The following is a 22,966-nucleotide window of genomic DNA, read 5'->3' as shown; positions in this document are numbered from 1 at the left end:
GGTTCATTCGATCTTTAATTGAAATCGTTTTCCAGGAACGGGTTGCGCTTCACCGCCTGGTCGAGCGTGACGAGCGTCTCCAGCAGCGCGCCCATCCGGTTCAGCGGCACCGCGTTCGGGCCGTCCGACTTCGCCTCGGCCGGATTCGGGTGCGTTTCCATGAAGAGGCCCGCAACGCCCGTCGCGACCGCCGCCCGTGCGAGCACCGGCACGAATTCACGCTGGCCGCCCGAGCTCGTGCCCTGCCCGCCCGGCAGTTGCACCGAGTGGGTCGCGTCGAATACGACGGGCGCGTTCGTTTCGCGCATGATCGCCAGCGAACGCATGTCCGACACGAGATTGTTGTAGCCGAACGAGACGCCGCGCTCGCACGCCATGAAACGGTCTTCCGACAGCCCCGCTTCACGCGCCGCGTCGCGCGCCTTGTCGATCACGTTCTTCATGTCGTGCGGCGCGAGGAACTGGCCCTTCTTGATGTTGACGGGCTTGCCCGAGCGCGCGCACGCGTGGATGAAATCGGTCTGGCGGCACAGGAACGCGGGCGTCTGCAGCACGTCGACGACCGACGCGACCTGCTCGATCTCCTCGATCGAATGCACGTCGGTCAACACCGGCAAGCCGAGCTGGCGCTTCACCTCGGACAGGATCCGCAGGCCCTCGTCCATTCCGAGGCCGCGAAACGACTTGCCCGAGCTGCGGTTCGCCTTGTCGTAGGACGACTTGTAGATGAACGGAACGTTCAGCTTCGCGCAGATCTCCTTCAGGCGGCCCGCCGTGTCGATCGTCATTTGCTCCGATTCGACGACGCAGGTACCCGCGATCAGGAAGAAAGGCTTGTCGAGACCGACCTCGAAATCGCACAGCTTCATGCTTTCACTCCGCGCGCTTGCTTGTTGGCGAGCGCGGCTTCGACGAACGACTTGAAGAGGGGATGACCGTCGCGCGGCGTGGACGTGAATTCCGGGTGGAACTGGACGCCGACGAACCACGGGTGCATCGAGCGCGGCAGTTCCATCATTTCCGGCAGATCCTCGCTCGGGGTACGCGCGCTGATGATAAGGCCGCCGCTTTCGAGCTGGGGCACGAAGCGGTTATTGACTTCATAACGGTGGCGATGACGCTCGTTCACGTCCTTGCCGTAGATTTCTTCCGCCATCGTGCCGGGCTTGATCGGGCAGCGCTGCGAGCCGAGGCGCATCGTGCCGCCGAGATCGGATTCCTCGGTGCGCGTCTCGACCTTGCCGTCGCGGTCGTACCACTCGGTGATCAGCGCGACCACGCGTTCCGGCGTGTCCGGATCGAATTCCGTGCTGTTCGCCTGCTTCAGGCCGACGACGTCGCGCGCGAACTCGATCACCGCGAGCTGCATGCCGAGGCAGATGCCGAGATAAGGCACCTTCGCCTCGCGCGCATAGCGGATCGCCGCGATCTTGCCTTCGGTGCCGCGACGGCCGAAACCGCCCGGGACCAGCACCGCGTCGAGGTGCTTCAGACTGTCGACGCCGTTCGTCTCGATCTCTTCCGAGTCGATGTACTCGATGTTGACCTTCGTCGACGTGTGCAGCGATGCGTGGCGCAGCGCCTCGATCAGCGACTTGTACGATTCGGTCAGGTCGACGTACTTGCCGACCATGCCGATCGTCACTTCGTGCTTCGGGTTCTCCAGCTTCTCGACGAGCTCCGACCACATGCTCAGGTCGGCATCGTGCGGCGTCAGCTTCAGCTCGTCGCAGATGATCTTGTCGAGGCCCTGGTCGTGCAGCATCTGCGGAATCTTGTAGATGCTGTCGGCGTCCCACACCGAGATCACGGCGTCTTCCGGCACGTTCGAGAACATCGAGATCTTCTTCGATTCGTCGTCGGGGATGCGGCGATCCGCGCGGCACAGCAGCACGTGCGGCAGGATCCCGATCTCGCGCAGCTTCTGCACGCTGTGCTGGGTCGGCTTCGTCTTCAGCTCGCCGGCCGTCGCGACGTACGGCACCAGCGTCAGGTGCACGAAGCACGCGCTGTTGCGGCCGAGGCGCAGGCTCATCTGGCGTGCGGCTTCAAGGAACGGCAGCGACTCGATGTCGCCGACCGTGCCGCCGATTTCGACGATCGCGACATCCGGCTCGCCGCAGGTGGCCGATGCGGCCCCGCGCTCGATGAACGCCTGGATTTCGTTCGTGATGTGCGGAATGACCTGCACGGTCTTGCCGAGATAGTCGCCGCGGCGTTCCTTGCGGATCACCGATTCGTAGATCTGGCCGGTCGTGAAGTTGTTGGCCTTGCGCATCTTCGTGCTGATGAAGCGCTCATAGTGGCCGAGGTCGAGGTCCGTCTCCGCCCCGTCTTCCGTCACAAACACTTCGCCGTGCTGGAACGGGCTCATCGTGCCGGGGTCGACGTTGATGTACGGATCGAGTTTGAGGAGGGTGACTTTCAGACCGCGCGATTCGAGGATCGCGGCGAGGGAAGCGGCGGCAATACCCTTGCCAAGGGAAGAAACTACGCCGCCGGTGACGAAAACATATTTGGTCATCGCTGGATGCTCGCGGGAAAAAACGGATTATACCGTAAAGCCCGCCCTTTTCTCAGCAACTGACGTGATGATCGCGCCCTTTCGGGCGGATCCGCGCCAATCGTGCGCCGGGGGCGAACCGGCCGGCCGGTCGGCGCGGCCGCACCCGCCGCGGCGCGTACCGGGCCGCCGGACGAAGCGTCAGGCGCGCTTCGCGAGCGGGGCGCCGCCCTGCGACACACCGCCCTCTTCCGCCTTCAGCGAATTCAGCATCCGCTGCAATGCACGGGCGGTCTCGAGCGGCCTCTCCATCGGGAACAGGTGGCTGCCCTCGAGCCATTCGACACGGCCGCGCGCCGCACGGCGTGTCGCGTCGAGCCCGACCTGCCGCACCTCGCGCGAACGCGTGCCGGCGAGAAAACCGATCGGCACCGGCGCGCCGTGCGCGAGCCGCGGGCCGAGCGTGTGCGGCAGCGTCCGGTAGATCAGGTATTCGACCTGCCGGTCGAACGCGAGCGCGCGCTCGCCGTCGGCGCCGGCCTGCGGAATGCCGTAGTCGATGTAGTCGGCCAGCATCCGTTCGTCCCAGCGCGCGAACGCGGGCTTCTCGCGGAAGTGCCGCCAGACTTCGTCGCGGCTCACCCAGTGCGTGCGCCGGTTGCGCGTCGCGGCGGCCGGCGACAGCCGCTCGTCGAGCCCCGCCCACTGGCTCGCGCGCAACGCGCCGGCACGCCAGCCCGCGATGATCGGCGAATCGATCATCACGACGCCGCGCACCCATTGCGGCTTCTTCAGCGCGGCCATCAGCGACAGGTAGCCACCGAGCGAATGGCCGACGAGCCAGACGGGACGCTCGTAGCGGCTGCCGATGTCGTCGAGCAGCTGCTCGACGAGATGCGGCCAGTCGCGCGTCACCGGGTAGCGGCGGTCGTGGCCGATCCGTTCGATGTAGCGCAGCTCGTAGTCGTCGGCCAGTTCGGCGAAGATCGTCCGGTACGTCGACGCCGGAAAGCCGTTCGCATGCGAGAAGTGGAGGATGTCCTTCAAACGCCGATGTCTCCTTTGTCGACGGGAGTATGTGCTTCAGCACTTACTCCCGTCCCGTGCTTCGCGTTCTGCCGGGCCCGTGCTTCGGCACTTTGCGCGGGGCCCATGCATTCTTTATAAACCAGCCCTCGCCCCGCTCAACGGTCCATCCAGTATCGTCGCCGTACGTCGCGATACCGCTCGAATGCAAACCCGCCGTCGGCCGGTGCGACGTCGAACCGCACGGCGCCGTCGCGATCGGTGCGCGGCAGCGGAATCCCGCGTGCCTCGTAGCGAGCGAGGACGCTCCGGTGCGGATGTCCGAAACGATTGCGATAGCCTACAGGAAATACCGCGACGCGCGGCCCGACCGAATCGAGGAAAGGCTCGACCGACGACGTGCGGCTGCCGTGGTGCGGAACGACCAGGATCTGCGCGGCCAGCGCGTCGCGCGCGGCGTCCACGAGCCGGCGTTCGGCGCATGCGTCGATGTCGCCCGTCAGCAGCGCGGACGTGCCGCCCGCGTCGATGCGCAGCACGCACGATTGCCCGTTCGACGCGCCCGCGCCTGGGCCGCCCGATGGCCAGAGCATCGTGAAGACAACGCCGTCCCAGGTCCAGCGCTGCCCGGCCGCGCACGGCAGCCGGTCGGCGACGCCGGCGGCCGTCGCGTCGCGCCACAGCCGGCTCCTCGGCGCAATGCCGGCCAGCAGCTGGCGCACGTCGGCTGCCGCATAGACGGCCGGCGCGCCGCCCGCGTGATCGGCGTCCGCGTGACTGAGCACGAGCGAATCGATCACCGCGATGCCGCGCGAGCGCAACGCCGGCGCGACGATCCGCGTCCCGGCATGCGTCGACTCCGCGCCCGGCCCCGCATCGAACAGCAAGGTTCGGCGCGCGGTTTCCACCAGCACCGACGCGCCCTGCCCGACGTCGAGCACGGTCAGTCGGAAGCCGCCTGGCGGCGGCGCATCGGGTGCCGGCGCGACGAGCGGCAGCCACGTGAGCGGCGCCGCCCAGCGCAACGGCCAGCCGCGCGGCATCAGCGCCCATGCGACGCCCACGCACGCAAGCGCCAGCACCGGCCAGTCGGGCATGCGCAGCCAGAACACGCCCGCCGGCCAGTCGGCGAGGCGCCCGAGCAGCGTCATCATCGGTTCGAGCGCCGCATGCGCAAGCCGGAACGCATACGCATCGAGCGGCGCGGGCAGCGCGATACCGGCCAGCACGATCGGCGTCACGACCGTGCTCACCCAGGGAATCGCGAACGCATTGCCGAACGGACCCGACAACGAAATCTGCGCGAACCACGCCGCCGTCAGCGGCGCGAGACCGATCGTCACCGCGTACTGCACGCGCGTGGCTTCCGCGATACGGCTCGCGGCGCGCCTACCCCACGCGCGCAACCGGCTCGACAGGCCGGCCGTGTCGCTGCCCTCCTCGCCGTGCGCGTCGACCTCACGCGCCGCGCGCCAACCCGCAACGGTCAGCAGAATGACGGCGACCGCGCCGAACGACAGCCAGAACCCGGCCGACAGCACGGCCCACGGATCGGCGAGCAGCACGCCGCCGAGCGCCGCGCACAGCACCGCCGACGTCGGCACGCTGCGCCCGGCCAGATACGCGATGCCGCCGGCCGCGATCATCCACCACGCACGCTGCGCCGGCACGTTGAAGCCGGCGAGCGCCGCATAGCCGGCTGCGGCCGCCAGCGCGGCGAGCGATGCCGCGTACGGCGCCGGCAACATGAGCGTCGCGGCCCGCGCACGCCAGCGCAGGCGGCGCCAGACCATCGACACGAGCCCGCCCGCGATCGCGCCGACGAGCCCGACGTGCAGTCCGGAGATCGCGACCAGGTGGCTCGTACCCGTGTTGCGCAGCACGCGCCAGTCGTCGTCGCCGATGCCGGACTGGTCGCCGATCGCGAGCGCGGCGACGATGCCGCGATGGCCGGCGTCGACACCGAGCGTCTCGCCGATGCGTACCCGCAGCACGTCGCGCAGCCGATCGATCGATGCACGCCAACCCGATGCGTGCGCATCGAGCAATACCGACCGCCGCGTCGCGCTGACATAACCGATCGAGCGAATGCCGGCGGCGAGCCACGCCGCCTCGCTGTCGCGCACGCCGGCATTGGCCTCGGCGTGCGGGCGCTTCAGGCGCACGACGAAGCGCCAGCGCTGCGCGGCGCGCAGCTCGGGAAGCGGATCGCGCGTCGCGGATGCGCCATATGCGCGCCACGACAGCCGGACCAATGGCGGAAAACGGGCCAGCCCCGCATCGTTCGACTCGACCGCGAGCAGCAGCCGTGCGCCCGTCTCGTCGACGACGGGCAGCCCCCGGATCACGCCGGTGACGACGATGTCGCGCCCTTCCCACTCGACGGGCAAGCTGTCGTGCAGCCGCCACTCGGCCCGCGCCGCCGCATAACCGAACCCCGCCACGCAGGCCGCGAGCGCGCACAGCATCCATCCGAGCGCGACGGCCGTGCTCGTGCGCCGGCGGCTCATGCACCACGCTCCCAGCACCGCGCAACCGGCAAGCACGACCGCACCAGCCGTCCATGCGATCGCGCCCGGCAACGCCGCCTGCCGCTGCAGCACGACGACGCCGAGCGCGAACGCGATCCACCACACGCGCATCCCGCCTCCTCGTCGACCTGGCGCCGCCATTGCGAATGCGGCGCCTTCCGGCAACGATTATGCGGACGAAAGTGCGAGTCGCGGCAGCGCGGCGAGCGCGTTAGCCGAAGTGGATAGGCCGAGTGAACTGGCGTCGAGACCGCGCAGTTCGGCGAGCACGTCGCCGATGCGCGGCACCTGGTCGGGCGTGTTGCGGGATTTGTACGCCCACTCGGGCGCGATGTCGGGCGCGTCCGTCTCGACGACGATCGCGTCGAGCGGCAATTCCGTGGCGAGCCGGCGGATCTGCAACGCGCGCGTGAATGTCACGTTGCCGCCGAAGCCGAGGTGCAGCCCCTGCGCGAGATACGCTTCGGCCTGCTGGAAACTGCCGTTGAATGCATGCGCGATGCCGCGCCGCACGCCGAAGCGGCGCAGCCCCGCGAGCACGCGATCCTGCGACTTGCGCACATGACACAGCACGGGCAGGTCGAATTCGCGCGCCAGCTTGAGCTGCCCCTGGTAGAAGAACTGCTGCCGGTCCCCGTCGAGCCCCGGCACGAAATAGTCGAGGCCGATCTCGCCGATCGCGACGAAGCGCGGATCGTCGAGGCTCGCTTCGATCTCCATGCGCAGCCGGTCGAGATCCTCGTCGCGCGCATGCGGCGTATACATCGGATGGATGCCGAGCGCATAGACCGCGCCCGGCGTGCGCTGCGCGAGTTCGCGCACCGTCGTGAAGTTATCGCGCCCGATGCTCGGGATCACGATGCGCGACACGCCGGCCGCGCGCGCCGCCTGCGCGACCGCGTCGCGGTCGGCGTCGAACTCCGCGGCATCGAGATGGCAGTGCGTATCGATCCACATGACTGCATTCCTGTACCCCTCGCGCCGCGCCGGGACGAACCCGGCGGTCCGGCCAGGGGCGTTCGCTTACACCGGCAGCGCCGGCTCCTCGTGCAGCACGCCGTCGCGCAGCCGCATGATGCGGTCGCAGCGCGCGGCGAGATCGGGATCGTGCGTGACGATCACGAAGCTCGTTTCGAGCGTCTCGGACAGTTCGAGCATCAGGTTGAACACCGTGTCTGCCGTCGCGCCGTCGAGGTTGCCGGTAGGCTCGTCGGCGAGCACGCATGCGGGCTTCGTGACCAGCGCGCGCGCGATCGCGACGCGCTGCCGCTCGCCGCCCGACAGCTCGCCCGGCCGGTGCTTCGCACGCGGGCCGAGACCGACGCGTTCGAGCATCGCCTGGGCCTGCGCGCGCGCGTCCTCGGTCGTCATCCGGCGGATGCGCAGCGGCATCGCGACGTTGTCGAGCGCGGTGAACTCCGGCAGCAGGTGATGGAACTGGTAGACGAAGCCGAGCGCGCGGTTGCGCAGCTCGTTGCGCTCGCGCTCGGCCAGTTGCGTAAACGGCTTGCCGAGCAGCGACACTTCGCCCGCGCTCGGCTCGTCGAGCCCGCCCAGCACGTGCAGCAGCGTGCTCTTGCCGGAGCCCGACGCGCCGACGACCGCGAGCTTCTCGCCGCGCCGCACCGTCAGCTCGGTATTGTTGAGCACCTGCACGTTGAAGCCGCCCTGCACGAACGCCTTCGTGATCCCGCGCGCCTGAAGCACGTATTCCTGCATACCTGCCGAATCCTGTCTGTTGTGTTGTTCTGAATCCGCGAATGCGGTTGCGCGGTCATTCATAGCGGAGCGCCTCCGCCGGCTTCACCTTCGCGCCGCGCCAGCTCGGATAGAGCGTCGCGACGGCCGACAGCGCGAACGCGATCAGGCCGATCCGGATCACGTCGCTCGCGACGAGTTCGGACGGCAGCTCGCTGATGAAGTACACGGACGGCGGCAGGAACTGCACGCCGAACAGGTGCTCGATCATCGGGATCAGCCAAGGGATGCTCCACGCGATCAGGCAGCCGAGCGCGACGCCCGACGCCGTGCCGACGAAGCCGATCGTCACGCCCTGCACGACGAAGATCTTCATGATCGACCCCGGCTGCGCGCCGAGCGTGCGCAGGATCGCGATGTCGGCCTGCTTGTTGGTCACGGTCATCACGAGCGACGACACGAGGTTGAACGCGGCCACCGCGATAATGAGCGTCAGGATGATGAACATCATCCGCTTCTCGATCTGCACGGCCGAGAACCACGTCTTGTTCTGCTGCGTCCAGTCGCGGATGTACAGGCTGCCCGACAGCGTATGCGACAGCTCGACCGCGACCTGCGGCGCCTTCTGCATGTCCGTCAGCCGCAGCCGCACGCCAGTCGGCGCAGCCATCCGGAACAATGCCTCGGCATCGCGGATGTTGATCATCGCGAGCGTGCTGTCGTATTCGTAGTGGCCCGACTCGAACACGCCGACGACCGTGAACTGCTTCAGGCGCGGCATCATGCCGGCCGGCGTGATCGAGCCTTCGGGCGCGACCAGCGTGACCTTGTCGCCGACCGTCACGCCGAGGTTGCCGGCGAGCGCGTCGCCGAGCACGATGCCGAACTGGCCCGGCACGAGCGCGCCGAGCTGCCCGGCCTTCATGTCCTTGCCGATGTCGGAAACCTGCGGCTCGAGCGTCGGCTCGACGCCGCGCAGCATCACGCCGCTCACCGCGTCCTGGCGGGTGAGCAGCGCCTGCGCGTCGACGTACGGCGCCGCACCGACCACCGACGGATTGCGGCGCGCTTCCTGCGCGGTCAGTTGCCAGTCGGGCATCGAGCCCGTCGGCGAGAACACCTCGACGTGCGCGAGCACCGACAGCATGCGGTCGCGCACCTCCTTCTGGAAGCCGTTCATCACCGACAGCACGACGATCAGCGCCGCGACGCCAAGCGCGATCCCGAGCATCGACACGAGGGCGATGAAGGAAATGAAGCCGTTGCCGGTCGTGCGTTTGCCGGCGCGCGTATAGCGCCAGCCGATCTGCCATTCGTACGGAAGTTTCAAGCGAATCCTTTCTGCTGGTTACGGCGGGAAGGCGCCCCGCGGCCGGACCGCCGCCCGGCGGCGGCCGCCGGCCCGGGCGCGGTCGAAAACGGCCGCCGGACGCGAACGGGCCGTCTGCCGGCCCGATCACGCGCGCAGTTTGCCATACAATGCGCACCATCATGCACGACCGACGCCTCCATTTTCTCGTTCCGTTCGCGCTGCCGTCGGCGGCCGATGCGACCTCGTCCCTGCACACGCTGGACAGCCCCGCGCTCGAAAAGTTGCTCGCCCGTGCGAGCCTCGTCGAGCGCGTGGCCGGCGAGGACTTCCAGCGCACGCTGCCGCACGAGCGCTGGCTGGCCCGCCAGTTCGGCGCAACCCAGGGCAACGCCGCGGACGAGGCGCCGCTCGCGCCCTACATGTTGTTGGCGGACGGCGGCGAACCCGGCGCGCAAGCATGGGCATGCGTCGAGCCCGTGCACGTCGAAATCGCGCACGATCACCTGGTGCTCGTCGATCCGGCAGCCCTCGCGCTCGACGACGGCGACGCGGCCGCGCTGCTCGCGGTCGCGCGGCCGCTGATCGAGGAGCTCGGCGTGCGGCTCGAAGCGCCGAACCCCGCGCGCTGGTACCTGTCGAGCGAACAGCTCGCACGGCTCGCCGGTGCCGCGCCGCTGCGTGCAAGCGGCCGCAACATCGAGATCTGGCTGCCGCACGAGGCGCATACGGGCGAACGTTCGCGGATGTGGATGAAACTGCAGAACGAAGTGCAGATGGCGTGGTTCCAGCACCCGGTCAACGAAGCCCGCGAGGCACGCGGCCTGCCGGCCGTCAATTCGATCTGGTTCCACGCGCAGGGCACGCTGAAGCCGGTCGGCAAGCCGTTCGCGCGCGTGCTGTCCGCGTCGCCCGCCGCGCTCGGCCTCGCGCGCGCCGCGCAGGCCGAAGCCGGCGCCCCACCCGCCGCGTTCGGCGCGCTGCCCGCCGGCGACGGCGCGACGCTCGTCGAACTGCCGGCGTTGACCACCCCATTCATCGAACAGGACTGGGCACGCTGGCACGACGGGCTCGCCGCGCTCGAGCGCGACTGGTTCGCACCGGTGCTCGCCGCGCTGCAAAACGGCACGCTCGCCAGCGCCGAATTCACGCTGTGCGGCGACACGAGCTCCGTGACGCTGCGCGCAACACGCGGCGACCTGCGCAAGTTCTGGCGCCGCCGTGCGCTCGCCTCCCTGTTCGAATAACAAGCAGACCCCGAATGACCCGGATCGTTACCCGCCCCGTCGCGCCCGCCGACGCCGAAGTGCTCGCGCGCCACGGCCTGCATCCCGTCCTGGCGCGCCTGTATGCGTCGCGCGGCGTGCAGTCCCCGACCGATATCGAGACCGCGCTTGCGCGCCTCGTCCCGCCCACCGAGCTGAAAGGCTGCGCCGACGCGGCGTCGCTGCTTGCCGACGCGATTGCCGACAAGCGACGCCTGCTCGTCGTCGCCGACTACGATTGCGACGGCGCGACTGCCTGCGCGGTCGCGGTGCGCGGCCTGCGGATGTTCGGCGCGCAGATCGACTACCTGGTGCCGAACCGCTTCGAATACGGCTACGGCCTCACGCCCGAGATCGTCGAGCTCGCGGCCGCGCGCAAGCCTGACCTGCTGATCACCGTCGACAACGGGATCGCGAGCGTCGCGGGCGTCGAAGCCGCGAACGCACGCGGCATCGACGTGCTCGTCACCGACCATCACCTGCCCGGCGACGCGCTGCCCGCCGCCCGCGCGATCGTCAACCCGAACCAGCCCGGCTGCGCGTTCCCGAGCAAGCACATCGCCGGCGTCGGCGTGATGTTCTACGTGCTGCTCGCGCTGCGCGCCGAACTGCGCCGGCGCGGCGCATTCGCGAGCAAGGAAGCCGAGCCGCGCCTCGACGGCCTGCTCGACCTCGTCGCGCTCGGCACCGTCGCCGACGTCGTCCGGCTCGACGGCAACAACCGCGTGCTCGTCGCGCAGGGGCTCCAGCGCATCCGCAACGGCCGCATGCAGCCGGGCATCGCGGCGCTGTTCCGCGCCGCCGCGCGCGAAGCGCGCACCGCGTCGGGCTTCGACCTCGGCTTCGGCCTCGGTCCACGGCTCAACGCTGCGGGGCGGCTGTCCGACATGTCACTGGGCATCGAGTGCCTGATCACCGACGACATCGGCCGCGCATGGGATCTCGCGCAGCAGCTCGACGTGATGAACCGGGAGCGCCGCGAGATCGAGGCCGGCATGCAGCAGCAGGCGCTCGCCGATCTCGCCGACGTCGACCCGGCCGACGCGTGCACGATCACGCTGTTCAACCCCGCATGGCACCAGGGCGTGATCGGCATCGTCGCCGGTCGGCTCAAGGAAAAATTCCACCGCCCGTCGTTCACGTTCGCGCACGCGGACGACGAAGGCAAGCGGGTCAAGGGATCGGGCCGGTCGATTGCCGGCTTCCATCTGCGCGACGCGCTCGACCTCGTGTCGAAACGCGAACCGGACCTGATCGTCGCGTTCGGCGGCCATGCGATGGCGGCCGGCCTCACGCTCGACACCGAGAACGTGCCGCGCTTCGCGGCCGCGTTCGAGGCCGTCGCGCGCGAATGGCTGTCCGACGATGCGCTCGCCCGCGTGATCGAGACCGACGGCGAACTCGAGGACGCATACTTCACACCGCAGTTCGTCGGGCTGCTCGACGAGGCCGTCTGGGGGCAAGGCTTTCCGGCCCCGCTTTTCTCGGGCGAATTCGACGTCGTGTCGCAATCGCTCGTGAAGGAAAAACACCTGAAGCTGCAGCTTGCGCGCGGCCGCCAGCGCTTCAACGCGATCTGGTTCAACCACACCGAGCCGCTGCCGGCGAGTGCGCTGATCGCGTACCGCCTCGTCGCCGACACATGGAACGGCGTCACGCGCGTCCAGTTGATCGTCGAACACGCGGCCGGCTGAGCGCGGGCCGCCCTGCCCGCGGTGCCCGCCGATGCATGCACGCCGCACCGGACGGGGCCGCGGCACGCGTGCGAGCACCGTTCGCGTCACCGGGCAACCCTGCCGATCGGCTATAATTCCGCTTTTTTACGAAGCAAGAAAAGCGAACGATCATGGAAGCGGAACGTCTCAACGCGATCGAAAGCTCCCTGCTCGACCTGCGCAACCGCGCGGGCGAGCTTCGGGGGTATCTTTGACTACGACGCCAAAGCTGCGCGTCTGACCGAAGTCAACAAGGAACTTGAAGACCCGAACGTCTGGAACGATTCGAAGAACGCCCAGGCACTCGGCCGCGAGAAGAAGCTGCTCGAAGGCGTCGTCACGACGCTGACGGCGCTCGATAGCGACCTGCGCGACGCGCTCGACCTGTTCGAGCTGGCTCGCGAGGAAGGCGACGAGGACACGCTCGTCGCATCGGAAGACGACGCCGCGAAGCTCGAGGCACGCGTCGGCGACATCGAATTCCGCCGGATGTTCTCGAACCCGGCCGACCCGAACAACTGCTTCATCGACATCCAGGCCGGCGCCGGCGGCACCGAGGCGTGTGACTGGGCGTCGATGCTGCTGCGCCAGTACCTGCGCTATTGCGAACGCAAGGGCTTCAAGGCCGAGGTGCTCGAAGAGTCCGACGGCGACGTCGCCGGCATCAAGAACGCGACGGTCAAGGTCTCGGGCGAATACGCGTACGGCTTCCTGCGCACCGAAACGGGCATTCACCGTCTCGTGCGCAAGTCGCCGTTCGATTCGTCGGGCGGCCGCCACACGTCGTTCTCGTCGGTGTTCGTGTATCCGGAAATCGACGACTCGATCGAAGTCGAGATCAACCCGGCCGACCTGCGCATCGACACGTACCGCGCCTCGGGCGCCGGTGGCCAGCACATCAACAAGACCGACTCGGCGGTGCGGATCACGCACATGCCGACCGGCATCGTCGTGCAGTGCCAAAACGACCGCTCGCAGCACCGCAACCGCGCGGAAGCGATGGCGATGCTGAAGTCGCGCCTGTACGAAGTCGAGATGCGCAAGCGCCAGGCCGAACAGGACAAGCTCGAATCGAGCAAGACCGACGTGGGCTGGGGCCACCAGATCCGCTCGTACGTGCTCGACCAGAGCCGCGTGAAGGACCTGCGCACGAACGTCGAAATGAGCAACACCCGCGCGGTGCTCGACGGCGATCTCGACGACTTCATCAGCGCGAGCCTCAAACAGGGCGTGTAAGCACCGCGGCGCGGCCTGGCCAGGTCGCGCCGCCTTGCCCTTCCCGTTTGCGTTGCCGCACCCACTCCGAATTCCGACCATCATGACCGAACCGACCCAAACGCAGCCCGCCGTCGCAGCGGACGAAAACCAGATCATCTCCGAGCGCCGCGAGAAGCTGCGCGCCTTGCGCGAGCAAGGCGTCGCCTACCCGAACGACTTCCGGCCGACGCACCACGCAGCCGATCTCCAGGCGAAATTCGCCGACTCGGACAAGGCCGCGCTCGAAGCGAACCCGGTCGAGGTGTCGGTTGCCGGCCGCATGATGCTCAAGCGCGTGATGGGCAAGGCGAGCTTCGCGACGGTGCAGGACGGTTCGGGCCAGATCCAGTTTTTCGTGACGCCGAACGACGTCGGCGCGGAAACCTACGACGCATTCAAGAAGTGGGACCTCGGCGACATCGTGGCCGCGCGCGGCGTGCTGTTCCGCACCAACAAGGGCGAGCTGTCGGTCCAGTGCAAGGAGCTGCGCCTGCTGTCGAAGGCGCTGCGTCCGCTGCCGGACAAGTTCCACGGCCTCTCCGACCAGGAAATGCGCTACCGCCAGCGCTACGTCGACCTGATCGTCACGCCGGAAACGCGCGACACGTTCCGCGCACGCACCAAGACGATCGCGTCGATCCGCAAGTTCATGGATTCGGCCGACTTCATGGAAGTCGAGACGCCGATGCTGCACCCGATCCCGGGCGGCGCGGCCGCGAAGCCGTTCGTCACGCATCACAATGCGCTCGACATGCAGATGTTCCTGCGCATCGCGCCGGAGCTGTACCTGAAGCGCCTGATCGTCGGCGGCTTCGAACGCGTGTTCGAGATCAACCGCAATTTCCGGAATGAAGGCGTGTCGCCGCGTCACAACCCGGAATTCACGATGATGGAGTTCTACGCCGCGTACACCGACTACCGCTGGCTGATGGACTTCACCGAGCAGTTGATCCGCCAGGCGGCGATCGATGCGCTCGGCACCGCGACGATCCAGTACCAGGGCCGCGAGCTCGACCTCGCGAAGCCGTTCCATCGCCTGACGATCACGCAGGCGATCCAGAAGTACGCGCCGCAATACACCGACGGCCAGCTGTCGGACGACGCGTACCTGCGCAGCGAACTGAAGCGCTTCGGCGTCGATGTCGCGCAGCCGGCGTTCCTGAACGCGGGCATCGGCGCACTGCAGCTCGCGCTGTTCGAGGAAACGGCCGAAGCGCAGCTGTGGGAACCCACGTTCATCATCGACTACCCGGTCGAGGTTTCGCCGCTCGCACGCGCATCGGATACGGTGCCGGGCATCACCGAGCGTTTCGAGCTGTTCATGACCGGCCGCGAGATCGCGAACGGCTTCTCGGAACTGAACGATCCGGAAGATCAGGCCGCGCGCTTCAAGAAGCAGGTCGAGCAGAAGGATGCGGGCGACGAGGAAGCGATGTTCTTCGACGCCGACTACATCCGCGCGCTCGAATACGGGATGCCCCCGACCGGCGGCTGCGGGATCGGCATCGACCGTCTCGTGATGCTGCTGACCGACAGCCCGACGATCCGCGACGTGCTGCTGTTCCCCCATCTGCGCCGCGAAGACTGACAGCCGTACCCGCGTGTGCGCCGCGCCCTGCGGCGTACACGCATCAGCTTTGTAACGACGCGTAAGTCCCGCCAGCCGGCGTCCGCCGGCTTTCGATCCTCCCCCGTTTTATTCCCTCGTCGCGACGGCCTGCCCCGGGTTTTCCCGGTAACGATCGCCCACGCCCCGCTGCAATTCGTTACACCTTGATACGGCGCGCCCCTCACCGGTCGACGACACTCCTTTTGCGTCACCACGCATGACCACGGGACCAGAACGAGGCGCCGGAACGCCGAGTCTGCTTGACCCCGAAGCGTGGGATCCGGCCCGGCGATAACGTGCCGATCCGGATCGACATCGGAGAAAAAAATGGACAACCAGAATCAGACCACGCCGCAAAAGCAACGCCTCCATCCGCTGATCGCCACTGCAGCCGGCGCCGTCATCGTCGCCAGCCTTGCGGCAACGGCAGCGATCACGGGCGTATTCCCGAAGGCCAGCAGCAGCAACGAACAGAACGGCCAGACCCAGGCCGCGCTGATCGCGTCGCAGCCGGCCGTCGATACGGCCGCGGCCGCCAGCGCCGCGCTGGCCGCGCAAGCCCGGCAGCAGGCGGCCGAACAAGCCGCCGCGCAGCAGAAGGCGATCGCGCAGGCCGAACCGAAGCCCGAACCGAAGCCCGCGCCGCGCCCGGCGACGACGCACCGCCGTCATACGCAGGCACCGCAGCCGCCGCAATACGCGCAGCAGCCGTCAGCGCCTGCCCAGGCGGCCTACTGCCAGAGCTGCGGCACGGTCGTCGCGATCACGCAAACGCGCACGCCGGGCCAGAGCTCGGGGATCGGCGCCGTTGGCGGTGCGGCGGCCGGCGGCCTGCTCGGCAACCAGTTCGGCAACGGTAACGGCCGCACCGCGATGACGATCATCGGCGCGCTGGGCGGCGGCCTCGCCGGCAACCAGGTCGAGAAGCAGGTACGCGCGGAAACCGACTACCAGGTGCAAGTGCAGATGGAAAGCGGCGCGACGCGCACGTTCACGTACCACAACCCGCCGCCGTTCGGCCAGGGCCAGCGCGTGCGGATCGAGAACGGCACGTTGGTCGGCGCGTAAGCGGCCGCTGCCCGCGTGTCGTGCGCGGGCAAGCGACCTGAAAACGAAAACGGCTCGCGAGCGATTGCTCGCGAGCCGTTTTTTCATTGCGGGCCGTGTGCGCCATTGCGGCGCACCCCGTGCTCAGTCTTCGTCGTCGAAATCCGATTCGTCGATCCAGTGCGCCTGGATCGCTTCGAGGATCTTCTCGCCGGAGTGCTTCGGATCGTCGTCGAAACCGTCGAGTTCAAGCACCCACTGGCGCAGGTCGACGAAGTTGATCCGCTGCGGGTCGATGTCCGGGTGCTTGTCCGCCAGCGCAATGGCAATTTCGCGCGAATCGGTCCATTTCATCGCCTGCCTCCGGTTTGTCAGTGATTTTCCTTCGCGTGGTTGATCGAGTACTTCGGAATCTCGACCACCAGGTCCGAATCTTCCGTCACGATCGCCTGGCACGACAGGCGCGACGTCGGCTCCAGGCCCCACGCCTTGTCCAGCAGGTCGTCCTCGTCCTCCTCGGACGGCGCCAGATCGTTGAAGCCCTCGCGGATCACCACGTGGCACGTCGTGCACGCGCACGACTTCTCGCATGCATGCTCGATCTCGATTCCGTGGTCGAGCAGGTTGTCGCAGATACTCTTGCCGGGCGTCGCGTCGATCACTGCGCCGTCCGGGCACAGTTCGACGTGAGGCAGCACCACCAGTTGAGGCATGTCCGTTCCGTCAGTCAGGGTGCGGCGACAGGCGCCGCACGGTTCATTATCGCGCGGGCCGTCGCCAGCCGATGCGCAGTTCGTCGTTCAGATCTCGTCGAGCCGGCGGCCCGACAGTGCGCGCTTGATGCTCTTGTCCATCCGGCGCGCCGCGAATTCGTCGGTGCCGTCGGCCAGCGTCTTGGTCGCCGCTTCGATCGCATTCGTATCGTCGCCTTGCGCAACCGCGCGCAGCGCCGCGGCGAGCGCGTCGATCTGCGTGCGTTCGTCCGCATCGAGCAGTTCGCCGTCGGTCGCCAGCGCGGCCTGCGTCGCCTCGAGCATCCGCTCGGCCTCGACCTGCGCTTCGCGCAGCGCGCGTGCGCGCATGTCGATTTCGGCGGTCTTGAAGCTGTCCTCGAGCATCTTCGCGATGTCGTCGTCGGCCAGACCGTACGATGGCTTCACGACGACCGACGCCTCGACGCCCGACAGTTGTTCGCGTGCGAACACCGACAGCAGGCCGTCAGCGTCGACCTGATAGGTCACGCGAATCCGCGCGGCGCCGGCCGTCATCGGCGGAATGCCGCGCAGCTCGAAGCGCGCGAGCGACCGGCAGTCGGCGACGAGCTCGCGCTCGCCCTGCACGACGTGGATCGCCATCGCGGTCTGGCCGTCCTTGAAAGTCGTGAATTCCTGCGCGCGTGCGATCGGAATCGTCGAGTTGCGCGGAATGATCTTTTCGACCAGGCCGCCCATCGTCTCGACACCGAGCGACAGCGGAATCACGTCGAGCAGCAGCCAGTCGTCGCCGGTGCCGCGATTGCCTGCGAGCAGGTCGGCCTGGATCGCCGCGCCGAGCGCGACGACCTGATCCGGATCGAGATTCACGAGCGGCGGCTGGCCGAAATATTTCGCGACCGCGTCGCGAATCACCGGCATGCGCGTCGCGCCGCCGACGAGCACGACACCCTTGATGTCGGCCGGCGTCACCTGCGCGTCGCGCAGCGCCTTGCGGGTCGGTGTGAGCGTACGCTGCACGAGCGGCTCGACGAGCGATGCGAACGTGTCGTGCGAGATCGTCTGCACGACGTGCGCGCCGCCCGACAGCGTCACGTCGAGCGACGCGTGCGGCGCGGACGACAGCGCTTCCTTCAGCACGCGCACGCGGTCGAGCAGCAGGCGCACGTCCTCGGGAGCGAGCGTCTTGGCGTCGATGCCGGCCTGCGCGAGCACGTGACCGAACAGCGCGTGATCGAAGTCGTCGCCGCCGAGTGCGGAATCGCCGCCCGCAGCCAACACTTCGAACACGCCCTTCGTCAGCTTCAGGATCGACAGGTCGAACGTGCCGCCGCCGAGGTCATACACCGCGTAGAGGCCTTCGGCCGCGTTGTCGAGGCCGTACGCGATCGCCGCGGCGGTCGGTTCGTTCAGCAGGCGCAGCACGTTGAGGCCCGCGAGACGCGCGGCATCCTTGGTCGCCTGGCGCTGCGCTTCGTCGAAATACGCGGGCACCGTAATCACTGCGCCGACCAGATCGTCGCCGAGCGAATCCTCGGCACGATAGCGCAGCGTCGCGAGAATCTCCGCCGACACTTCGACCGGGCTCTTCACGCCGTCGACGGTGCGGATCTGCACCATGCCCGGCGCGTCGACGAATTCGTACGGTGCGTTCGCCGCGCCTTCGACCTCGGCCTTGCCGCGGCCCATGAAGCGCTTGACCGACACGATCGTGTTGCGCGGATCGGTCGCGGCCTGCTCTTTCGCTTCGTGGCCGATGCGGCGGCCGCCCTTCTCGAGATAACGGACCACCGACGGCAGCAGCACGCGGCCCGTTTCGTCCGGCAGCACTTCGGCGACGCTGTTGCGCACGGCCGCGACGAGCGAGTTCGTCGTGCCGAGATCGATCCCGACGGCGAGTCGCCGCTGGTGCGGCGCCGGCGCCATGCCCGGTTCGGAAATTTGCAGTAAAGCCATCTTGGTTCGTTCGGGCGCTCGGCCCGTTTGCTGCGCGTGCCGCAAGGCACGCGGTTAAGTTTCGAGGCGCTCGATCTGTGCGCCCACTTCCGACGCGACGCGTTCGATAAACATCAACTGGCGCACGGCCTCGGCGGCCGCCTGATCGGCGCCGCTGTCGAGCAGCGTGCCGAGGCGCTCGACGCGCACGCGCTTCTCGTCGCGCAACTCCGCGAGCAGCGTGTCGAGTGCGTCGACGTTGCGGGCGGCCGCGGCATCCTCGATGCCCTCGCGCCACTCCATCTGCTGCATCAGGAACGCCGGCTCCATCGCCGTGTTGTTTTCAGCGCCGATATCGACGCCGCGCAGCGACAGCAGATACGACGCGCGTTTCAGCGGATCGCGCAGCGTGCGGTACGCCTCGTTCGCGCGGGTCGCCCATTGCATCGCGATGCGTTTCTGCGCGTCGCCGGCCGCCGCGAAGCGGTCCGGATGCACCTGCGTCTGCACCGTCCGGTAGGCGGCATCGAGCGCCGCCTCGTCGAGCGCGAATTGCGCCGGCAGGTGAAACAGGTCGAAGTGGCTGTCTTTCAGCGAAACCATCGTCGCGTTCAATTCCGGTTCGTCGCGCGGCAAACGCCGCACATTAAAAAGGCGGCCCGTGCCGCCTCTTGCCCGCATCGCGCGGAGATCCGCGTCACACGCGGAACGATTCGCCGCAGCCGCACTCGTCCTTCACGTTCGGATTATTGAACTTGAACCCTTCGTTCAGGCCTTCGCGGGCAAAGTCGAGCTCGGTGCCGTCGATATACGCGAGGCTCTTCGGATCGACGACGACCTTTACGCCATGGCTCTCGAACACCTGATCCTCGGGAGCCAGCTCGTCGACATACTCGAGCTTGTACGCGAGCCCCGAGCACCCGGTCGTGCGAACGCCAAGCCGCAGGCCAACACCCTTGCCGCGACGGACGAGGTATTTCTGGACGTGCTGTGCTGCTTTTTCGGTCAGTGTAATTGCCATGATGTCCTTGCCGCGACGCGCCACCGGGGGCCCGCCGCGTTCCTTCTGAACCCAACCCCGCTCGATGCCGCTCAGGCCGCTGCCTGATCGCCTTCCTTCGTGTCGTGGCGCTTCTTGTAGTCGGCCACGGCTGCCTTGATCGCGTCTTCCGCGAGGATCGAGCAGTGAATCTTCACCGGCGGCAGCGCGAGCTCTTCGGCGATCTGCGTATTCTTGATCGACAGCGCCTCGTCGAGCGTCTTGCCCTTCACCCATTCGGTCACGAGCGAGCTCGACGCGATCGCCGAACCGCAACCGTAGGTCTTGAACTTCGCGTCTTCGATCACGCCGTCCGCACCGACGCGGATCTGCAGCTTCATCACGTCGCCGCAGGCCGGCGCGCCGACCATGCCCGTGCCGACCGTGTCGTCGTCCTTCGCGAACGAACCGACGTTGCGCGGGTTTTCGTAGTGATCCAGAACCTTGTTGCTGTAAGACATGACTCAGACTCCTTGACTCGTTACGCTGCGTGCGCCAATCCGCCCGCGGGTGCATTCAATGCGGTGTTCAGTGTGCGGCCCATTCGATCGTCGACAGATCGATGCCTTCCTGGTGCATTTCCCAGAGCGGCGACAGTTCGCGCAGCTTCGCGATCTTGCTGTTCAGCAGATTGATCACGAAGTCGACTTCCTGCTCCGTCGTGAAGCGGCCGACCGTGAAGCGGATCGAGCTGTGTGCGAGCTCGTCGTTGCGGCCGAGCGCACGCAGCACGTACGACGGCTCCAGCGACGCCGACGTACATGCGGAGCCCGACGACACCGCGACGTCCTTGATCGCCATGATCAGCGACTCGCCTTCGACGAAGTTGAAACTGATGTTGAGGTTGTGCGGGACACGGTGCTCCATGTCGCCGTTCACGTACGTTTCCTCGATCTGCGACAGGCCGCGCAGCAGCTTGTCTCGCAGCATGCGGACGCGCTCGTTCTCGGTCGCCATTTCTTCGCGCGCGATACGGAACGCTTCGCCCATGCCGACGATCTGGTGCGTCGCCAGCGTGCCCGAACGCATCCCGCGCTCGTGGCCGCCGCCATGCATCTGTGCCTCGATGCGCACGCGCGGCTTGCGGCGCACATACAGCGCGCCGATGCCCTTCGGGCCGTAAGTCTTGTGCGCCGAGAACGACATCAGGTCGACCTTCAGCTTCGCGAGGTCGATCCCGACCTTGCCGGTCGACTGCGCGGCATCGACGTGGAACACGATGCCCTTCTCGCGGCAGATTTCACCGATCGTCTCGATGTCCTGGATCACGCCGATCTCGTTGTTCACGTGCATCACCGACACGAGGATCGTATCGGGGCGCAGCGCGGCCTTGAACGCGTCGAGGTCGATCAGGCCGTCATCCTTCACGTCGAGGTAGGTCACTTCGAAACCGTCGCGCTCGAGCTCGCGGCACGTGTCGAGCACGGCCTTGTGCTCGGTCTTCACCGTGACGATGTGCTTGCCCTTGCCCTTGTAGAAGTTCGCTGCACCCTTGATCGCGAGGTTGTCCGATTCCGTTGCGCCGGACGTCCAGATGATTTCGCGCGGATCCGCATTCACGAGTGCGGCCACCTGCTCGCGCGCTTCCTCGACTGCACGCTCCGCGTCCCAGCCGTAAGCGTGGCTGCGCGACGCCGGATTGCCGAACTGCTCGCGCAGGTACGGCACCATCTTGTCGACCACGCGCGGATCGACAGGCGTCGTCGCGCTGTAATCCATATAGATGGGCAGGTGGAGAGTCTCTTGGGTCATCTGTCGCTCCGGGTATTCTGTGCAGGGACTATGTGCGTTATGGGGTATGGCGGGCGCCTTCGCGCTCACGAACTCGCGATGTTGAACACCGAATTGGGGCCGAGCGGCATCGTGCGCACGGGCTCGGCCGGTGCGGCGACGGGCTCCGGCGTGCGCCGGTCGCGCAGCACCGCGGGTGCGCCCTCGCGTGCGCGCTGCTGATCGACGAGATCCTGCAGCGACACCGAATCGAGGTATTCGACCATCTTCTGGTTCAGGGTCGACCACAGCTCGTGCGTCATGCAATGGCCGTCGGGCTGCTTCGAGCCGTCACACGTGCCTTTGCCGCCGCACTGCGTGGCGTCGAGCGGTTCGTCGACCGCGATGATGATGTCGGCAACGGTAACGTCCTGCGCGCGACGCGCGAGGTTGTAGCCGCCGCCCGGGCCGCGCACGGATTCGACGATTTCATGCCTGCGCAGCTTGCCGAACAGCTGTTCGAGATACGAGAGCGAAATCCGCTGGCGCTGGCTGATGCCTGCAAGCGTCACCGGGCCCTGCTCCTGGCGCAGTGCCAAGTCAATCATCGCCGTGACGGCGAAACGGCCTTTGGTGGTGAGTCTCATGGTGTCTAGGGGACTGCAATCTTGACGATTTTGGTCAAGTATAAATATTTGACGATTTTAGTCAAGTATCCATGCCTTCGAAAGGGTATTCGCAGATCGCTGAATACCGCGCGATCAGCGCTCCGTGCGGGCCCGAAGCGTCTCCAGCAGGCCCGCGCATGCGCGTTCGACCTGATCGAGCACCTGTTCGAAGCCTTGCGCGCCGCCGAAATAAGGATCGGACACTTCGGTTTCGGTCGCGCCCGGCGCGAACTCCATCAGCAGGCGCACCTTGTCACGATGCTGCGGCGGGCAGCGGCGGTGCAGTTCCGCGAGATTCGCTTCGTCCATCGCGAGCAGCAGGTCGAAACGCTCGAAGTCCGCCCCACTCACCTGCCGCGCGCGCAGCGCCGACAGGTCGTAGCCGCGGCTGCGCGCGGCCGCCTGCGCACGCTTATCGGGCGGCTCGCCCACATGCCAGTCGCCGGTGCCGGCCGAATCGATCGCGATCCGGTCCGCCAGCGCGGCAGCGTCGACCTGGTGGCGCATCACGCCTTCCGCAGTGGGCGAACGACAGATGTTGCCGAGACAGACGAAACAGATCGCAACGCGGGTCATCGCACTATCGGAAAGCCGCGGCGGACCGCGTGGGAGAAGAACGCGCCATTATACAAAGGCGCCCGAAATCGCGCCGCCGCGCAAAGCGACGGCGCCGTGCATTACAGCGCCTTCGGCGCGGCGAGCACGACGTCGCCGGATGCCGCCGGCAGCGGCTTCGCCGCGTCGTCGACCAGCCCGAACGACACCGCGCGCGCCAGTTCGGCGGACGCCTGGTGAACCGCGAGCGGGCCGCGCGCCGGCGCATCGGCCATCGCATGCAGATAGGCAGCCGCCGCCAGCGGGACGACGATTGCCAGCGGCCAGTACATCGATATTGTCTTTTTCATGATGCGGACCTCCTTGACCTCGTTCCCCGAAACCCA

Annotated in this window: 22 protein-coding genes; 5 read left to right on the top strand and 17 right to left on the bottom strand. The window is 67.5% G+C overall.

The features are described 5' to 3' along the window. Positions 1-14 precede the first annotated feature (14 nt). The 7 genes from kdsA to DM992_RS09670 form a co-directional block, all read right to left on the bottom strand. The gene (gene kdsA / locus DM992_RS09700; RefSeq protein ID WP_034183571.1) at positions 15-869 is read right to left on the bottom strand and encodes a 3-deoxy-8-phosphooctulonate synthase; all 855 of its coding nucleotides are present in this window, start codon (positions 867-869) and stop codon (positions 15-17) included. Next, positions 866-2,524, bottom strand: coding sequence for a CTP synthase (locus DM992_RS09695; protein ID WP_034183570.1), 1,659 nt, complete (start codon positions 2,522-2,524; stop codon positions 866-868). The genes kdsA and DM992_RS09695 overlap by 4 nt, the downstream gene beginning before the upstream one ends. A 180-nt stretch (positions 2,525-2,704) precedes the next feature. Beyond that, positions 2,705-3,550, bottom strand: coding sequence for an alpha/beta hydrolase (locus tag DM992_RS09690; RefSeq protein WP_072437005.1), 846 nt, complete (start codon positions 3,548-3,550; stop codon positions 2,705-2,707). 137 nt (positions 3,551-3,687) lie between these two features. Next, positions 3,688-6,171: a DNA internalization-related competence protein ComEC/Rec2 gene (locus DM992_RS09685; protein WP_111016649.1), complete on the bottom strand. Its 2,484-nt coding sequence runs from the start codon at positions 6,169-6,171 to the stop codon at positions 3,688-3,690. 57 nt (positions 6,172-6,228) lie between these two features. Further along, positions 6,229-7,017, bottom strand: a complete 789-nt coding sequence (locus DM992_RS09680; RefSeq protein WP_111016648.1) for a TatD family hydrolase — start codon at positions 7,015-7,017, stop codon at positions 6,229-6,231. A gap of 66 nt (positions 7,018-7,083) precedes the next feature. Continuing rightward, the gene (lolD, locus tag DM992_RS09675) at positions 7,084-7,779 is read right to left on the bottom strand and encodes a lipoprotein-releasing ABC transporter ATP-binding protein LolD (RefSeq protein WP_111016647.1); all 696 of its coding nucleotides are present in this window, start codon (positions 7,777-7,779) and stop codon (positions 7,084-7,086) included. Positions 7,780-7,834: 55 nt separating this feature from the next. Beyond that, positions 7,835-9,088, bottom strand: coding sequence for a lipoprotein-releasing ABC transporter permease subunit (locus DM992_RS09670; RefSeq protein ID WP_034183566.1), 1,254 nt, complete (start codon positions 9,086-9,088; stop codon positions 7,835-7,837). Between the two features lie 161 nt (positions 9,089-9,249). Between DM992_RS09670 and DM992_RS09665 the strand changes: the two genes are divergently transcribed. The 5 genes from DM992_RS09665 (at position 9,250) to DM992_RS09645 (ending at position 15,981) form a co-directional block, all read left to right on the top strand. Beyond that, complete coding sequence (locus tag DM992_RS09665) at positions 9,250-10,314, top strand: regulator (protein ID WP_111017874.1); 1,065 nt, start codon at positions 9,250-9,252, stop codon at positions 10,312-10,314. 14 nt (positions 10,315-10,328) lie between these two features. Next, complete coding sequence (gene recJ / locus DM992_RS09660) at positions 10,329-12,026, top strand: single-stranded-DNA-specific exonuclease RecJ (protein WP_034183564.1); 1,698 nt, start codon at positions 10,329-10,331, stop codon at positions 12,024-12,026. A gap of 152 nt (positions 12,027-12,178) precedes the next feature. Beyond that, positions 12,179-13,283, top strand: a protein-coding gene (prfB, locus tag DM992_RS09655) for a peptide chain release factor 2 (protein ID WP_111016646.1) whose coding sequence is annotated in 2 segments (ribosomal slippage) — positions 12,179-12,259 and positions 12,261-13,283 — 1,104 coding nt in all. Because the reading frame shifts where the segments join, the coding sequence is not laid out codon by codon here. Between the two features lie 82 nt (positions 13,284-13,365). Continuing rightward, a complete protein-coding gene (gene lysS, locus DM992_RS09650; RefSeq protein WP_111016645.1) occupies positions 13,366-14,892 on the top strand; it encodes a lysine--tRNA ligase in 1,527 nt (508 codons plus the stop codon). 348 nt (positions 14,893-15,240) lie between these two features. Beyond that, the gene (locus DM992_RS09645) at positions 15,241-15,981 is read left to right on the top strand and encodes a glycine zipper 2TM domain-containing protein (RefSeq protein WP_111016644.1); all 741 of its coding nucleotides are present in this window, start codon (positions 15,241-15,243) and stop codon (positions 15,979-15,981) included. A gap of 123 nt (positions 15,982-16,104) precedes the next feature. Here the strand turns inward: DM992_RS09645 and iscX are convergent, their stop codons facing one another. The 10 genes from iscX to DM992_RS09595 all read right to left on the bottom strand — a co-directional run bounded on the left by iscX (position 16,105) and on the right by DM992_RS09595 (position 22,930). After that, a complete protein-coding gene (gene iscX, locus DM992_RS09640) occupies positions 16,105-16,314 on the bottom strand; it encodes a Fe-S cluster assembly protein IscX (RefSeq protein WP_021157676.1) in 210 nt (69 codons plus the stop codon). A gap of 17 nt (positions 16,315-16,331) precedes the next feature. Continuing rightward, positions 16,332-16,673, bottom strand: coding sequence for an ISC system 2Fe-2S type ferredoxin (gene fdx, locus DM992_RS09635; RefSeq protein WP_034188939.1), 342 nt, complete (start codon positions 16,671-16,673; stop codon positions 16,332-16,334). 87 nt (positions 16,674-16,760) lie between these two features. Then, on the bottom strand, positions 16,761-18,629 hold the full coding sequence (gene hscA, locus DM992_RS09630) for a Fe-S protein assembly chaperone HscA (protein WP_111016643.1): 1,869 nt from the start codon (positions 18,627-18,629) through the stop codon (positions 16,761-16,763). A gap of 54 nt (positions 18,630-18,683) precedes the next feature. Next, positions 18,684-19,211, bottom strand: coding sequence for a Fe-S protein assembly co-chaperone HscB (gene hscB / locus DM992_RS09625; protein WP_111017873.1), 528 nt, complete (start codon positions 19,209-19,211; stop codon positions 18,684-18,686). A gap of 94 nt (positions 19,212-19,305) precedes the next feature. Continuing rightward, positions 19,306-19,629 (bottom strand): iron-sulfur cluster assembly protein IscA, encoded by a 324-nt coding sequence (gene iscA, locus DM992_RS09620; protein ID WP_011885413.1) that lies wholly within the window; start codon positions 19,627-19,629, stop codon positions 19,306-19,308. Positions 19,630-19,700: 71 nt separating this feature from the next. Beyond that, entirely contained in the window at positions 19,701-20,108 is a 408-nt protein-coding gene (gene iscU / locus DM992_RS09615; RefSeq protein WP_006481982.1) for a Fe-S cluster assembly scaffold IscU, read from the bottom strand. Positions 20,109-20,175: 67 nt separating this feature from the next. Then, positions 20,176-21,399: an IscS subfamily cysteine desulfurase gene (locus tag DM992_RS09610; protein WP_111016642.1), complete on the bottom strand. Its 1,224-nt coding sequence runs from the start codon at positions 21,397-21,399 to the stop codon at positions 20,176-20,178. Between the two features lie 65 nt (positions 21,400-21,464). Beyond that, on the bottom strand, positions 21,465-22,004 hold the full coding sequence (gene iscR / locus DM992_RS09605; protein WP_009691731.1) for a Fe-S cluster assembly transcriptional regulator IscR: 540 nt from the start codon (positions 22,002-22,004) through the stop codon (positions 21,465-21,467). Positions 22,005-22,118: 114 nt separating this feature from the next. Continuing rightward, positions 22,119-22,601, bottom strand: coding sequence for a low molecular weight protein-tyrosine-phosphatase (locus DM992_RS09600; protein ID WP_111016641.1), 483 nt, complete (start codon positions 22,599-22,601; stop codon positions 22,119-22,121). A gap of 101 nt (positions 22,602-22,702) precedes the next feature. Beyond that, a complete protein-coding gene (locus DM992_RS09595) occupies positions 22,703-22,930 on the bottom strand; it encodes a hypothetical protein (protein WP_034183556.1) in 228 nt (75 codons plus the stop codon). Positions 22,931-22,966 lie beyond the last annotated feature (36 nt).

The organism is Burkholderia sp. JP2-270 (assembly GCF_003233675.1).
Classification (GTDB): domain Bacteria; phylum Pseudomonadota; class Gammaproteobacteria; order Burkholderiales; family Burkholderiaceae; genus Burkholderia; species Burkholderia pyrrocinia_C.
The sequence above is the reverse complement of the archived record's forward strand: the minus strand, read 5'-3'. Positions and strand labels throughout refer to the sequence as shown.

Bases quoted from the DNA above. Each gene is read 5' to 3' on its own strand.
- kdsA (WP_034183571.1), bottom strand. From the start codon at position 869: ATGAAGCTGTGCGATTTCGAGGTCGGTCTCGACAAGCCTTTCTTCCTG.
- DM992_RS09695 (WP_034183570.1), bottom strand. From the start codon at position 2,524: ATGACCAAATATGTTTTCGTCACCGGCGGCGTAGTTTCTTCCCTTGGC.
- DM992_RS09685 (WP_111016649.1), bottom strand. From the start codon at position 6,171: ATGCGCGTGTGGTGGATCGCGTTCGCGCTCGGCGTCGTCGTGCTGCAG.
- DM992_RS09680 (WP_111016648.1), bottom strand. From the start codon at position 7,017: ATGTGGATCGATACGCACTGCCATCTCGATGCCGCGGAGTTCGACGCC.
- lolD (WP_111016647.1), bottom strand. From the start codon at position 7,779: ATGCAGGAATACGTGCTTCAGGCGCGCGGGATCACGAAGGCGTTCGTG.
- DM992_RS09665 (WP_111017874.1), top strand. From the start codon at position 9,250: ATGCACGACCGACGCCTCCATTTTCTCGTTCCGTTCGCGCTGCCGTCG.
- recJ (WP_034183564.1), top strand. From the start codon at position 10,329: ATGACCCGGATCGTTACCCGCCCCGTCGCGCCCGCCGACGCCGAAGTG.
- lysS (WP_111016645.1), top strand. From the start codon at position 13,366: ATGACCGAACCGACCCAAACGCAGCCCGCCGTCGCAGCGGACGAAAAC.
- DM992_RS09645 (WP_111016644.1), top strand. From the start codon at position 15,241: ATGGACAACCAGAATCAGACCACGCCGCAAAAGCAACGCCTCCATCCG.
- iscX (WP_021157676.1), bottom strand. From the start codon at position 16,314: ATGAAATGGACCGATTCGCGCGAAATTGCCATTGCGCTGGCGGACAAG.
- fdx (WP_034188939.1), bottom strand. From the start codon at position 16,673: ATGCCTCAACTGGTGGTGCTGCCTCACGTCGAACTGTGCCCGGACGGC.
- hscA (WP_111016643.1), bottom strand. From the start codon at position 18,629: ATGGCTTTACTGCAAATTTCCGAACCGGGCATGGCGCCGGCGCCGCAC.
- hscB (WP_111017873.1), bottom strand. From the start codon at position 19,211: ATGGTTTCGCTGAAAGACAGCCACTTCGACCTGTTTCACCTGCCGGCG.
- iscA (WP_011885413.1), bottom strand. From the start codon at position 19,629: ATGGCAATTACACTGACCGAAAAAGCAGCACAGCACGTCCAGAAATAC.
- iscU (WP_006481982.1), bottom strand. From the start codon at position 20,108: ATGTCTTACAGCAACAAGGTTCTGGATCACTACGAAAACCCGCGCAAC.
- DM992_RS09610 (WP_111016642.1), bottom strand. From the start codon at position 21,399: ATGACCCAAGAGACTCTCCACCTGCCCATCTATATGGATTACAGCGCG.
- iscR (WP_009691731.1), bottom strand. From the start codon at position 22,004: ATGAGACTCACCACCAAAGGCCGTTTCGCCGTCACGGCGATGATTGAC.
- DM992_RS09600 (WP_111016641.1), bottom strand. From the start codon at position 22,601: ATGACCCGCGTTGCGATCTGTTTCGTCTGTCTCGGCAACATCTGTCGT.
- DM992_RS09595 (WP_034183556.1), bottom strand. From the start codon at position 22,930: ATGAAAAAGACAATATCGATGTACTGGCCGCTGGCAATCGTCGTCCCG.